This window comes from Magnetococcales bacterium (genome assembly GCA_015228935.1).
Lineage (GTDB): Bacteria > Pseudomonadota > Magnetococcia > Magnetococcales > DC0425bin3 > HA3dbin3.
Genome location: JADGCO010000106.1, coordinates 1 through 12,882, shown reverse-complemented (window position 1 = coordinate 12,882; position 12,882 = coordinate 1). Strand labels below are relative to the sequence as shown.

General features: G+C 57.3%; 12 protein-coding genes. All 12 read right to left on the bottom strand.

Features of this window, described 5'->3' with window-relative positions; translation table 11 throughout:
- Positions 1-686: UvrD-helicase domain-containing protein (locus tag HQL65_17730; GenBank protein ID MBF0138075.1), on the bottom strand; the 686-nt coding region annotated here is incomplete at its 3' end.
- Complete coding sequence (locus HQL65_17725; protein ID MBF0138074.1) at positions 605-1,354, bottom strand: hypothetical protein; 750 nt, start codon at positions 1,352-1,354, stop codon at positions 605-607. The genes HQL65_17730 and HQL65_17725, both read right to left, overlap by 82 nt.
- Before the next feature lie 73 nt (positions 1,355-1,427).
- Positions 1,428-1,640 (bottom strand): hypothetical protein, encoded by a 213-nt coding sequence (locus tag HQL65_17720; protein MBF0138073.1) that lies wholly within the window; start codon positions 1,638-1,640, stop codon positions 1,428-1,430.
- A 249-nt stretch (positions 1,641-1,889) separates the two neighbouring features.
- Positions 1,890-2,378 carry an rRNA maturation RNase YbeY gene (ybeY, locus tag HQL65_17715; GenBank protein MBF0138072.1) on the bottom strand — a complete coding sequence of 163 codons (489 nt, stop codon included), beginning with the start codon at positions 2,376-2,378 and terminating at the stop codon, positions 1,890-1,892.
- Positions 2,378-5,056, bottom strand: a complete 2,679-nt coding sequence (locus HQL65_17710; GenBank protein ID MBF0138071.1) for an HDIG domain-containing protein — start codon at positions 5,054-5,056, stop codon at positions 2,378-2,380. The genes ybeY and HQL65_17710 overlap by 1 nt, the downstream gene beginning before the upstream one ends.
- Positions 5,040-6,038 carry a PhoH family protein gene (locus HQL65_17705; protein MBF0138070.1) on the bottom strand — a complete coding sequence of 333 codons (999 nt, stop codon included), beginning with the start codon at positions 6,036-6,038 and terminating at the stop codon, positions 5,040-5,042. Before HQL65_17705 ends, HQL65_17710 begins: the two co-directional genes overlap by 17 nt.
- A gap of 22 nt (positions 6,039-6,060) precedes the next feature.
- On the bottom strand, positions 6,061-7,383 hold the full coding sequence (miaB, locus tag HQL65_17700; protein MBF0138069.1) for a tRNA (N6-isopentenyl adenosine(37)-C2)-methylthiotransferase MiaB: 1,323 nt from the start codon (positions 7,381-7,383) through the stop codon (positions 6,061-6,063).
- Positions 7,384-7,389: 6 nt separating this feature from the next.
- Positions 7,390-7,881, bottom strand: a complete 492-nt coding sequence (gene coaD, locus HQL65_17695; protein ID MBF0138068.1) for a pantetheine-phosphate adenylyltransferase — start codon at positions 7,879-7,881, stop codon at positions 7,390-7,392.
- Positions 7,878-8,480, bottom strand: a complete 603-nt coding sequence (rsmD, locus tag HQL65_17690) for a 16S rRNA (guanine(966)-N(2))-methyltransferase RsmD (protein ID MBF0138067.1) — start codon at positions 8,478-8,480, stop codon at positions 7,878-7,880. The genes coaD and rsmD overlap by 4 nt, the downstream gene beginning before the upstream one ends.
- A gap of 76 nt (positions 8,481-8,556) precedes the next feature.
- Positions 8,557-11,442 carry a DUF499 domain-containing protein gene (locus tag HQL65_17685; GenBank protein MBF0138066.1) on the bottom strand — a complete coding sequence of 962 codons (2,886 nt, stop codon included), beginning with the start codon at positions 11,440-11,442 and terminating at the stop codon, positions 8,557-8,559.
- Between the two features lie 37 nt (positions 11,443-11,479).
- The gene (locus HQL65_17680; protein MBF0138065.1) at positions 11,480-11,647 is read right to left on the bottom strand and encodes a hypothetical protein; all 168 of its coding nucleotides are present in this window, start codon (positions 11,645-11,647) and stop codon (positions 11,480-11,482) included.
- The gene (locus tag HQL65_17675; protein ID MBF0138064.1) at positions 11,644-12,831 is read right to left on the bottom strand and encodes an AAA family ATPase; all 1,188 of its coding nucleotides are present in this window, start codon (positions 12,829-12,831) and stop codon (positions 11,644-11,646) included. The genes HQL65_17680 and HQL65_17675 overlap by 4 nt, the downstream gene beginning before the upstream one ends.
- Between the last annotated feature and the right edge of the window lie 51 nt (positions 12,832-12,882).

Sequence of the window (12,882 nt, the reverse complement as noted above, 5' to 3'; positions counted from 1 at the left end):
CTTGAAATCATCTCAAAAGCAGCTCGAAAAATGGGAAAAGCTGCGAAGATGGGATAAGCTCCGCAGGCTCGAAGTCTGGCGTCATAGGCTTCCACGATCTGCCGGGCAAGGGGGTCTTCCAATCCAGGCTGTGTCAGCGGATGCATTTTGACGAAGGCAATGCCATTCAACCAGTGATCTAAAACTTTGGAACGATCTTCTGTTCGATGATCCAGTTCCTGGGCAAGCAGTGGGTCGTCCATGGCCGCTTCGAGGAGTATTTGTTTGCGGTCTTTTGTGGCTTCAAATATTTGTGGTTCTCCGGTCACGCCGACGGGTTTGCCACGGCCGCGCAGCATTTCCAGACAAAAACCGTGCATCGTGCTGATCGTGGCCCGATGGCGTTTTTCTCCCAGGTCGGCCAGGCGATCAGCCATTTCATGGGCCGCCTTGTTGGTAAAGGTCAGGGCAAGAATGCCAAAATGACCGGGAACTTCGGTCAAGAGTCGGCGCACCCGTTCGGTCAATACCCGGGTTTTTCCGGAACCGGGACCAGCCACCACGACGAGCGGTCCCTCGCCATGCTCAACCACCTCCTTTTGCCTGGGTGTCAGTTCGAACCTGCTCAAGGGGCATCCCAGCCAACACGTGGACCAGCCAGATAACGCTTGAACATGGCCGAGGCGATTTCTGGGCTGCTTGGCCATTGTCCGCGTCGTTGGCCTGCGTGAGTCTGATAGTCAGTCAAACGTTCCGGATCAGGTTGTACAATCGCCCCGCCCTTCATGAACAACAGCCCAACCTTGTCGGTCGGCATCTGCATGACAAAGGCCTCGGCCTCATCCATGGCCATTCTCAACTTCATCATGATGGCGGCTGGATCAACTGGTGGATCACTGGCGATGCGCTGAAAGTCGGCCCTGGTATAACGGGCGAGACGCTTTATTTCATTAATAATGCCTTCAGGAGTAAAACCGACAAACTTCCCCGCCGCAGCAAGAAAAACCGCACCCAGGGGCAACACTTGTTCATGGATCGTCACCAGATCCACCACATCACGCGGTTCCCTGCGACCTGCTGCCGCACTCGCCTTGTTGATGGCAAGGTCGATCGGGTGTAAAACGTATCCAAAAATTTCATCACGCACAGTCGGAAAAAAGCGAAAGTCGCTGTCAACCACCCATTCAAGCTTTGTCACCTCATTGCCACGCCGAACAAGAACAGCGTAAAAGGTTGGCTCTCGTCGTAAATCTTGTAAATCAAAACCCTGCGCACGCAACAAGGCACTATCCTGTTCATAGGCACGGGCCACCCGTTCTTCGCGGTCGTGGAAAAGATCGATGTCACCAGAAAAACGGGGGTTGCACACATTCAAAGGCGAACTTCCGGCAACATAACTCTCCGGGTCGCGATGTGAGGCAAGAAGGCGAAACACATCGATCTGAATGTCAGACAGTGGCACGGCAAACCTGCTCGATCTGCTCGGCCAGCATGCGAGCCTGTAAATCACCCTCAACTCGCAAGCTGCGGGTAATGGCAAGGGCATCCTCCGGTGTCGGATCAGGCACGGGGAGACTGCTCCACAAAGCCGAGGCTCCGTAGTCTTTGAATGCCTTCCGATAAAGGCTGACAAAATAGCTTTCCGATTTTTCAGAGTCCATGTCTGATCGTACCACACATGTCACAGAAAGAACACAAGATTTTCAGTATCCATTCACTCGATGATCCGGTTTTTCGGTCATCGGCGGAGGCTCTTCAAAAACGGGGTCCAGGGGGCTGGCTCCCTGGCAGGTCCAGGACAGAGTACTGGTGGGGTTTGGGGCGAAGCCCCAATAAAAATCTTTTATTTTCCAAACTGCACACTTCGAAGTAGACGCGATTTAGGAGATCACCCAATGCCGATCGATATTTCAGATTTCACCAAGAATTTCCATTTCCACCCGTTCCTGCCGTTCGGCTTCAAGCGCAGATTTTTCATGATCATAACCGAGGAGATGCAGCACACCATGGACCACCATGTGGCGCAGGTGATCCGGCAAGGGGATGGTGTATTCGGTGGCTTCCCGGAGCAGGGTTTCATAGGCGAGGACCACATCTCCCAGCAGACGTACCCGGGGAGGATGGACCACGGTGACCTCATCTTCCAGGGCGAATGAAAGCACATTGGTTGGTTTGTCGATACCGCGCCAGGTGCGGTTCAGATCCTGGATTGCGGCATCTCCCGTCAATAAAAAGCTGATTTCCGGAATTTTCTTTTCGCGGGTGACGCCGGTGTGGTTCAGGGTGGCGATGACGGCCTGGCGAATGATTTTTTCCAGCCGAGGTGTCCATCCCGGATGATCCCGGGTCAGGCGGATGCGGGGTCGGGAAGGTTGGGAGCGGGGGAGAGATGCCGCCATCACGCCGACCGATTGCCGGGAGGAGGGGGCGGTTTTTTGATCTGGTCTGGATAGGCGATTCGATGGTGATAAAAGCCCAGGATGAGAACCCGGCAAAAAGCCTCTTCGATGGTGGCAATTTCGCTCAGGGTCAATTTGCACTCGTCCAACTGCTTGTCGGCAATCTTGTTGTTGACGATCCGCTGCACAAGGTTTTGAATTTTGGAGGGGGAGGGATTTTTCAGGGTCCGGGCAGCGGCCTCGACCGAATCGGCGAGCATGAGGATGCCGGACTCCCGGCTTTGCGGTTTGGGGCCGGGATAACGGTATTCGGACTCGGGAACCACTTCCCCGCGCCGGGTGGCATCCTTGAGGGCCTTGTTGTAAAAATATTGCAGCAGGGAGTTGCCCTGATGGGTGGTGATCGCCTCCAGAATCGGTGCGCCCAGATGGTACTCCCGGGCCATTTCCACGCCATCCTTGACGTGGGACATGATGATCTTGGCTGACATGGAGGGCGACAGATTGTCGTGGCGGTTTTCGCCGGATTGATTTTCGACGAAATAGTGGGGTTTCGACAATTTGCCGATGTCATGATACAGGGCCATGACCCGGGCCATGAGGGGATTGGCATCGATGGCTTCGGCGGCGGCCTCGGCCAGATTGCCCATCATGACCGAATGGTGATAGGTCCCCGGCGTGCGCAGGGAGAGGCGCTTCAACAGGGGGTGATCTCCGGAAGCGAGTTCCAGGAGACGGGAATCCGTGGTCAGGTTGAAGAGCCACTCCAGCATGGGAATCAGGGCAAGTCCGAGCAGACCGACCAGCAAACCGCTGGCCATGGCGATGGTCATGCCACTCAACCAGGTCCAACTGAGCATGTTGCCGGAGACGGCCTCCACCAGGGGCATGGCCACGGCCTGGGCAAAACCGATACGCAATCCGGTTCCCAGCACATCGAAACGGCGGCGACAACTGCGCAGACTGAAAGCCCCCACCATCGAACCGATGAGAAAATAGATGAAAAGGGTCAGACCACCATTGGCCGCCATGGACGACAGAAAGGCCAGGAGCGTTCCCACGACGAGCGATCCCCCCGGCAACGAGGCACGCGCCCCGATGATCAGGGAGATCAGCATGGCCCCCAGGGCCACGGGTGGCAGATACAGGACGACCGTGGGATACCAGTGGAACAATTCTGCCAATCCCTGCCCGACATAGAGGGTCAGGTTGCACAACCCGGCACTCACGAACAGAATGGTTCCCATGATGTACAGGGTTTTTTTGTCTCGCGGGAAGGCCGGCGAGGTTTGCAGCAAAAACCAGCGACCCAGCCACAGGAACAGGCCCAGGGTTGCGGAGAGTCCAATGGAGCGGAACAGGGTCACCCCGACCCAATGTCCCCGGTTGAGGGCTTCGATCTTGCGGCGCGCCCCTTCGCTGACCACTTCGCCTTCCCGCACCACGATTTCACCGCGACGGGCACGGAAAAAGGCCTTTTCCACGGAATCCCGTGCCCGTTGCCGCCGCAGTTTGGTTTCGGCCAGGTTCAAGACAAAATTGGGTCGGATCTGGGCGCGGGTTTCGTTGAGCAGCCAATCCTGCAACACCTTGGGCAACTCGCCCAGATTTTCCGCAGCACTGCGCAGCAACAGTTGCCGCATCCCATCAAGATCCGTCAGGCCATTGACATCGTTTAATTTTTGTTCAGTACCCCGCGATATCGAGCGCCGCACATAGGGGCCTTTTTCCAGATCCCGCAACACCTCCGGACCGCTGACCACCCGCTGATTGGCCAATGGCACCAGCCAGTTTTCGATGATGCGAATCAGATCGGCATAGGGATGAGGAAGCATGGCTGCCGAGGAACTCTTGGCCGGAGGTTCCTTGCGGTCGATCTGGGATGTCACGCGGGTCGGCAACTCCTTGCGTTCCGGATCCAGGTCGTTTTTTTGATTGGGAGTGATGTTGACTTCACCCTCTTCTGGATCTTCGGAAGGGTAGACCGTGCCTTGGGCAGGGGCTTGTTTCGCAACCTCCCTGGGGATGAGTTTGGGCAGGACGGAGGGCACGGGAGCATGGGTCGCCGTATCAGCGGCTGGTTGGGCTGGTTGGGGAGGAGAATGAACCGGCGCGACGGGGGGAGGAAACTGGGCGGCGGCCAGCAGGGCACGATAGGCATGGACCGATATGGTCTCTCCCATGCGTTGCGAAAAAAGTTCGCGGGAGGGGATGGTTTCTTCATTATTGGCCCCATGACCGTTACGCATGGACTCGCCGAGCCAGGTCAAGGATTCCCGCAGATAGTTGATGACCAGATCCATCATGCCGTCATCCCAGTCATAGACCGGGGCAACTGTCAGGGCGGCCTCATCCTGCCGCCGCAAGGTGGAACCGGTATCCTCGATCAGGATATCCCGGTCTGCCTTGACATCGATCCGGGAAAATTCTCCCACCTCGGGCAGATAGAGGGGTTTGAACACCATGGGCGAGTAGATCATGGTCAGCAGCCCCACCAGACCGCCGAAAAGGATGAAATCGACCATGGGCGAAACCCGCAGCCAGGTCAGGATGGCGCGTAATCTGGGGTTGCGCAGCCGGATCAAATTGACGAACCATTTGTCAATCGGGACATGGCCTCCAGCCGGGGTCATGCCGGGAATGGATCTGGGGCCATTGATTTTACGACCGTTTGCCATCGGCTTCCTCGTAGGCCCGGACAATCCTCCGCACGAGAGGATGCCGTACCACATCGCGATCCGTAAAGTGGGCCATGCCAATGCCTTCGATGCCGGACAATATGTTCATGGCATGGATCAAGCCCGATCCCCGCCCGGATGGCAGATCGATCTGGGTGGTATCGCCGCACGCCACGGCCTTGGAACCTTGTCCCAGACGGGTCAGAAACATTTTCATTTGCTCGGGGGTCGTATTCTGGGCTTCGTCGAGAATGATGAACGCCTCCTCAAGGGTGCGGCCCCGCATGTAGGCCAGTGGGGCAATTTCGAGCAGGTTTTGATCAAGCATCTTTTCCACCTTCTCGGAGCCAAGCATATCATAAAGGGCATCGTAAAGGGGACGAAGATACGGATCCACCTTGGCCTGGAGGTCTCCGGGCAGAAAACCGAGCCGTTCGCCGGCCTCCACGGCCGGGCGGGTCAGGACAATGCGGGCTGCCTGTCCCTCCAGGCAGGCCTGCACGGCCACCGCCACGGCCAGATAGGTTTTGCCTGTTCCGGCCGGTCCGGTGGCAAAGGTGAGATCGGCCTGCCACAGGGTATCGATGTAGGCTGCCTGGCGGGCATTGCGAGGATGGATCACCATGCGTGGCGTGTGGATGGACACTTTCGGCGAAAAAAGTTCCGTCAGGGGAACTTCTTCAACCAGGGCCTGGACACCATCCGCCACGCGCTGTTGATCGACGTTTTCTCCCTGTTCCAACAGCGTATAGAGTTGTTGCAACAAATTCCGCACCTTTGTCAACTGGCTCCTGTGGGCCGTGATGGCCACCGCGTTGCCCCGGGGATGGAGGGTGACCTGCAAACGTTCTTCCAGTAAACGCAAATGTGCATCGCACTCGCCAAACAGGCGGATGGCCAGATGATTGTCCGGAAAGGTGACGAGTTCGGTCAATTTCCCGGGCGCATGATTGTGCAAATTCTGGACTGCCTCTGGGCGCATCGAGCATTTTCCAGGCGGATGGTTATTCAAATTCCGGCTGGCCTCTGAGTGAATTGGGCATTCCGGCGGTGATTTTGACCTGGACCAGGCGGCCAATCCACTCCGGAGGTCCCGGAAAGTTGACCCGGCGAAAATCCGCCGTGCGACCGGCCAGTTCACCGGTCTGGCGTTTGGAGGTTCCTTCCACGAGCAGTTCCACCACTTGTCCGACCTGGCGTTGATTGTCGGCGAGTTGCCAGGCATCCAGGCGGGTTTGCAACAGTTCCAGGCGCCGGGCGGCAATGCTGTCCGGGACCTGGTCCGGCAGGGTGGCGGCCACGGTGCCGGGCCGGGGAGAAAACTTGAACGAGTAGGCATGGGCAAATCCCACCCGGTCCACCAGATCGAGCGTCTGCTGAAAATCGGCATCGCTTTCGCCCGGAAAGCCGACGATAAAATCCGAGGCCAGGGCAATTTTCGGCACTTTCCGGCGCAGTTTATCGATCCAGGCCAGGTAGTCGGCCACGGTATGGCCGCGTCCCATCCGTTCCAGGGTGCGATCCGAGCCGCTCTGAATGGGCAAATGCAGGTAGGGACACAATTGGGGCACGTCGGCAAAGACCTCGACCAGATCGTCGGTCATGTCTGCCGGGTGGGAGGTGACGAAGCGCAGGCGGGCGACCCCATCCACCAGGGCCACCTGGCGGATCAACAACGCCAGATCGTGTTCGACCCCTTGCCGGTCCCGCCCCCGGTAGGCATTGACATTCTGGCCGAGAAGGACGATTTCCACCACCCCCTGGCGCACGACATCGCGAACTTCGGCCAGGATTTCTTCCACTCCCCGGCTCCATTCGCGACCCCGGGTGGCCGGGACCACGCAATAGGCGCAAAAACGATCACACCCTTCCTGGATGGTGATGGCTGCGGCACCACCGGCAGCCCGGGCCATGGGCAGGGCATCGAACTTGGAATCCGTCCCCGGTTCCGTGTCACAAATGCGGTGTTCCCCGTGGGCAAGGCGTTCCAGGAGGAGGGGCAGGCGGTGGTAGTTTTGTGGTCCGAACACCAGGTTGACGAACGGGGCACGCCGGAAAATGGTGGCACCTTCCGCCTGTCCGACACAGCCGCCCACGGCAAAGGTCACCGACCGTCCGGCGACTTTCTTGTGCAGGCGGCCCAGTTCGGAAAACAGTTTTTCCCCGGCTTTTTCCCGGATATGGCAGGTATTGAAAATGATCAGGTCGGCGGTGTGTGGTTCATCGACCACCTGCCAGGCAGACTCTTTTTCCAGCATGTCGGCCATGCGGGACGAGTCGTAGGCATTCATTTGGCAGCCGAAGGTTTTGATGTGGACTCGTTTCAAATCGGATCATCCCGAGACGGCCTTCAGGCGCGCCAGCAATTCCGGTACGACATGCGACGGGACAAACGGTCGCACGTCGCCACCCATGACGGCAATCTCCTTGACCAGACGGGAGGAGATGAAGGTGGTGGTCTCGCCGGCCATGAGAAACACGGTTTCCACGTTGCTGGCCAGTTTGCGATTCATGCTGGCCATCTGGAATTCGTACTCGAAATCGGAGACGGCCCGCAAGCCCCGCAGGACAACCGTGGCCCCGATCCGGTTGGCATAATCCACCAGCAGGCCCTGCATCTGGCACACCTCGACATTGGGCAGGTGCCGGACACTGTTGCGAATCTGTGCCGTGCGCTCTTCTTCGGTGAAGAGGGTTTTTTTGTGGTAGTTACCGGCCACCGCCACAATGAGCCGGTCGAACAATCCCGCCCCACGGGTGATGACATCCACATGGCCCAAGGTGACCGGATCGAAGGTTCCGGGATAGACAGCCGTCCGTTTCATCGTGTGCATTCTGTCGGGTTGGTTGTTGACGGGGGGTCCCACTGGAACAGGGTGACGCCGGTGCCGCCGTAACGGCGTTGTTTCCACAGGCGCAGGCCGGAGCATTCCGGCAGGGGTTCGGATTCGGCGGCATGTTCGACCACGACCACCGCACCGGGCAGGAGAATGTCCGGCCAGACGATTTCCCGGAGGACAGTCACATCCAGTCCCTTCCCGTAGGGGGGATCCATGAAGACCAGGTCAAACCGGGATGCTGCCGCGAGTTTTTCCCCGGCACCATAGGTCTGTGGTTGGGTGGCCGAGGCACGGATCACCCGGCCCCGGGCTGCCAGGCCACATTTTTCCAGGTTGCTGTGAATCAGGCGGACCAGATCCGGCTCCCTTTCGACGAATATGGCCAGGGTGGCTCCCCGGCTCAGGGCTTCAATACCCAACAGGCCGCTGCCGGCGAACAGATCCAGAACCCGGCACCCTGCCAGCCGGTCCTGGATCATGTTGAACATGGCTTGGCGGACGCGATCTCCGGTGGGGCGCACGCGCCGATCTTCCGGAGTGACCAGGTGTCGTCCACACAGATTTCCTCCCGATATCCGGACCATGCCACGGAAATATCCACGCTACAGAGTTTCACTCCTGAATCCAAGAGCGTCACGATGGAGCAAATTTTCATGGGAGTCAATGTCCGGTTTGCTCGAACTCTGCCGTGCCGAATCCCAGGACATGGCAGTTTTCCCGGATGGTGCGTTGCAGGGCTTCATCGAATCCATTCGGTCCTGCGGCTTGAATGTCAATCGTGATCTCAACCTTGACTCCCGGTTTGGCTGTGAACGGCTGGATGACCTCGTCCACGATGGTGGCAAAATTCATCTTCGCCTTGATCGGATCGAGATGGACCGTGCCATAAAAGCGTTTTTTCGCGATGGTCTGCCGGGTGGGGAGGTGTCCGGGTTCTCCCTGAGCCGGGGGGTGTCCAGGTTCTCCCTGAGCCGGGGGGTGTCCAGGTTCTCCCTGGGCCGGGGGGGATCCAGGTTGGTCATCGGCTGGTCCTGATCGTGTCTGGCCATTTTGCCTGTCCGCTTCCTGTTCCCGATGCAATATTTCTTGATACTTGTTGGCCGTTTCCCGTTCGATCAGGATGGCGGATTCATCCAGTGAGATCGCACCGGGTGTTCCAAAAAGGAATCCAGGATAACGCCCCTCTTCATGGCCTGCCGCATAGCCGAAAAAATCCCGTGACTCCACTCCTTTCGCCACGACTGCCTTGAAAACGTCGATATCGACCAGCCTGGGCAGATAGGAGTAGTTGCAGGTATCCTGCCAGACCTTGAGGACGGAAACCTCGGTCACACCTTCCTTGAAGTACCATTGCTGGAGCATGCGTTCAAAGTGGATCGGTGCCCATTCCGTGATCAGCCAATCCTCTTCGATGGCTTTATCCTTGATGGCTTTGCTCAGACTGGGAGCGCTCGGAGAGAGGGTGACCACTTCCCATTCGAGTGTGGGCTTGCCGCGCACGAACACTTCATGCGGGTTGATCAGCCAACGATAGGCTTCGCGCAGCATGCGTTGCAGTACCAGTTCGGCATCGATTCTCTTCCCCTGGGCATGGCGAACCTGGAGGGTATTCAACACGATGCGTTCATCCTTGATATCCTTGGCAATCGAGTCCCAGGCCAGAAAGCTCCGGGCCTGATCCCATACCTGGGAAATGACATCGTAGCCAGCGGCCAGGAACAGGAGACGGTTTTGTCTGTGACGCGGCTGATCGCCACGCTTGCGCAGAATCTCTTCGGCGGCGTTGAAGGCTGCATTGACAGGACCTTTGTGGCTTTTGTGGTGGCTCACCGATGGCGTCAAAACGACCAATCGGGGTCCTGATCCGTATTCATCCGGAATGTCCGCGCCTGGCGTGAACACATGGATGGCGCTCAATGCCCCGCCGCCTTTGCCGAGCATGGCTTCCATTCGCGACCGCAGGAGCGGCAGCACATCGTCTTTGTCCTTGAAGCGCTGTTTGCGGGATTCCATCTCCCGCCTGAGATTCGGGATGAGTTCGAACCAGTATCCGTCAAGCTCGACGTTGAGATAATTGAGTCGTTCCACCAAACGCTTGAGAACGTCCTTGTAATGTTGCAGGTGTTGATCGGGTCGTCCCACGCCCAGCAGGATGCGTTCCTGCTTGACGCCTCTGATGGGATGTCTGGTGGCACCGGGAGCCGAGGCGAGGAAAATGGTTCGGGTCACCCGCCGGGCGGCCTGGATTTTGCCGAAGCGTGCTTCATCGGCTTCGATGTCCGCCGGTTTCGATCTTTCGCCATCGATGTCCTGATCGATCACCGGCTCCCAACCCTGGGGCAGATAATCCAGGCATGTGTTGCGCACCATGGCATCGAAAAGAGGCACGGAACCAGGCATCACCATGGGATCGCTGTTGCCGTCCTTCCACAGGCGATAGATCACCTGGGCGAGCAGTTGCAGCACGCCGCGGGTCCGCTGGAACCCTTGCAGCGTGGACCAATCCTCATAAAGGCGATCAAAGATTTCCGGGTGGATGGGATAGGCCTGCCGCATTCTGTCGAGATAATGTGACCCCTGGGTCTCGCCGGGCATATCGATCTTGTTGGCCACGTAAAAATCGGCAAAGGCCCGACAATTTGTTTCCATGCCGGTCGGATCCTCGATCCGCTCGAACAGGCGGCGGCGCACGATGCTGAAGGCTTCATCCTTGGAGACCGGCTTCCATATCTTTTGAACCCGCCGAAAAAAGCTTTCCAACTGTACCAGCACGATCTGCCCGCGTCCTTCGCCTGCATGGGTAGAGTCCGGCAGGGAGGCCAGCATCACGGCCCTGGGGACCGATTTGATCCCCTCGGTCAAGGCCTGGATGAAGGTCATGTTGGTCTCGAAGGATCCCGCCGAATAGGTCATCCCTTCCTGAAACTGCCGATAGAAGGCAACCAGTTCGTCCATGAGTATGACGCAGGGGGCTGCCCTGGACAGCATGTCGATGAGGGTATCCTTGTCGGGGGATGTGCCTGCTGCATCGGCACTTTGAACCAATGCATAAGAGGATGCTCCGCCCAACTGCCACGCGAGTTCTCCCCAGAGAGTATGGCAGGTCCTGTTGCCATGGATCCTGGGTTCGGCAACACTCATGTTGATGCCGTCGATGACCGCAATCCGGGCCGGTTGCAGCTCCGTAACGCCGATTTTGTCCAGAAGTGGCGGAATGCCATGGAGATTGCTGGCGGGCGTTTTGCCCTGGGCCAGATGGTAGACGGCCAGCATGGTGTGGGTTTTGCCACCACCGAATGCGGTTTGCAGTTGGATCACCGGGTCCCCACCCTGCCCGGCCAGACGCCGCAGGACGCTGTCCAACAGCAACGCCATCCCTTCGGTGATGAAGGTCCGGGAAAAAAATTGTACCGGATCCTGGTATTCCGGTGACGCCTTGTTCTGGAAGACCTGGGAAATATCCGCCGCAAACTCGGACTCCTGGAAGGTGCCCTTGAGAATATCCTGATGGGGAACGGCAATGTTGCGCCAAGGTGTGACTGTCATGGTGTAACCTCTTCTTTCAGAATGCGCCGGATACCTTTCAGGAAAACCCACGCAGTTTTCGGGGAAGTTGCTTCTCCAGATCCTGCTCGCCCTCGAAAACAATAAAACGCATTGTGACAGAGTCGGGAAGGAGCCGTGGCAACAAACTTTCGAGCATTGCCTTGGCAGAGGGTTCTTCCAGGAAAAAGACCAAGTGCATGCTCATGGCTCCACGCCATCGAAAAAGCCTTGTTTCCAAAGATAACCCATTTTGTCTCCGTCAGCCATGTAAGTAGCCAGTTGCGCATGATCCCTGGCCCGATGAATACGGGTGTATCCCTGTTCCTTGGCCAGCCAGAACACTTCATCGAGGGTCGTCGCATTCAGAAAGTCAGGGGCGTGGGTGGAGACAAACACCTGACCTCCCCGCCTGGCATAAGCGCGAAACTCTTCAGCCAATTCAGCCAACAGGGTGGGGTAAAGCTGGTTTTCCGGCTCCTCGACACACAGGAGGGGATGGGGCTTTGGATCGAAGAGGAGCGTCAGATATGCCAACATTTTAATGGTGCCGTCGGAAACGTGGCGTGCAAGAAAAGGGTCCGCGAAGGCCTGATCCTTGAAACGCAGCAAAACCCGGCCCTCTTCCGTCGTCTTGGCGTCAACCTGCGAAATGCCTGGAATGCGTTGCGAAAGCTTCTCTAGAATTTGTTCGAAAATCGCTCGGTGACGTGAGTAAAGAAACTGGATCACCAGGGAGAGATTCTCCCCCTCCGAAGAGAGATGCTCGGCATAACCGGCCTCCTGCTCCGGTCGGGCGCGGTTGATATGGAAATCAGAAACATGCCAATTTTCAATCAGGTTGCCAAGTGCCATGACGGCAGGAAAACGCTCGAATTGTGCCAAACCCTTGATAGCCAGAATATCCGGCGATTTCAGCTTTTGATTTTCCTCCCGCTTGAGTTGGCCCACGTCTGAAACTTTCTCCAATTCATTGGTGACTGCGTAACCGGTGCCGTGGCTGAAATCAAGAAAATTCCAGGGTTGGCCATGGTTGCCTCGGCGATATTTCAAGACCTCCCGACTGATGACCGGGCTGCCGTTCTGTTCACCGATGCTGAGTAAATAGGTGACAAGAGGTCCCCCTTCCTCGATGCGAAATTTCAGCTCGATTTCAATATCGTCCCTGGTATTTCGACTCCGCACCTCGTGAAATCCCCGATTACCGCCCATTTTGACCAAAGCCATGTGGATGTTGCTGGAAAAGGCCTCCCGCAAAAATCCAAAGACGTTGAAAAGGGTTGATTTTCCCGTGCCATTGGCCCCGACCAGGACACAAAAACGCAGGATCTGTTTCATGACGATATTTTGGAAACATTTAAAATTTTTGAGTCGTATGGATTCAATCCGCATGGCAGGTCACTCCCGATTTCATCATGACAACTCCAATATGCCCTGTGTACC

Bases quoted from the DNA above. Each gene is read 5' to 3' on its own strand.
- HQL65_17720 (MBF0138073.1), bottom strand. From the start codon at position 1,640: ATGGACTCTGAAAAATCGGAAAGCTATTTTGTCAGCCTTTATCGGAAG.
- ybeY (MBF0138072.1), bottom strand. From the start codon at position 2,378: ATGGCGGCATCTCTCCCCCGCTCCCAACCTTCCCGACCCCGCATCCGC.
- HQL65_17710 (MBF0138071.1), bottom strand. From the start codon at position 5,056: ATGGCAAACGGTCGTAAAATCAATGGCCCCAGATCCATTCCCGGCATG.
- HQL65_17705 (MBF0138070.1), bottom strand. From the start codon at position 6,038: ATGCGCCCAGAGGCAGTCCAGAATTTGCACAATCATGCGCCCGGGAAA.
- coaD (MBF0138068.1), bottom strand. From the start codon at position 7,881: ATGAAACGGACGGCTGTCTATCCCGGAACCTTCGATCCGGTCACCTTG.
- rsmD (MBF0138067.1), bottom strand. From the start codon at position 8,480: ATGGTCCGGATATCGGGAGGAAATCTGTGTGGACGACACCTGGTCACT.
- HQL65_17685 (MBF0138066.1), bottom strand. From the start codon at position 11,442: ATGACAGTCACACCTTGGCGCAACATTGCCGTTCCCCATCAGGATATT.
- HQL65_17680 (MBF0138065.1), bottom strand. From the start codon at position 11,647: ATGAGCATGCACTTGGTCTTTTTCCTGGAAGAACCCTCTGCCAAGGCA.
- HQL65_17675 (MBF0138064.1), bottom strand. From the start codon at position 12,831: ATGCGGATTGAATCCATACGACTCAAAAATTTTAAATGTTTCCAAAAT.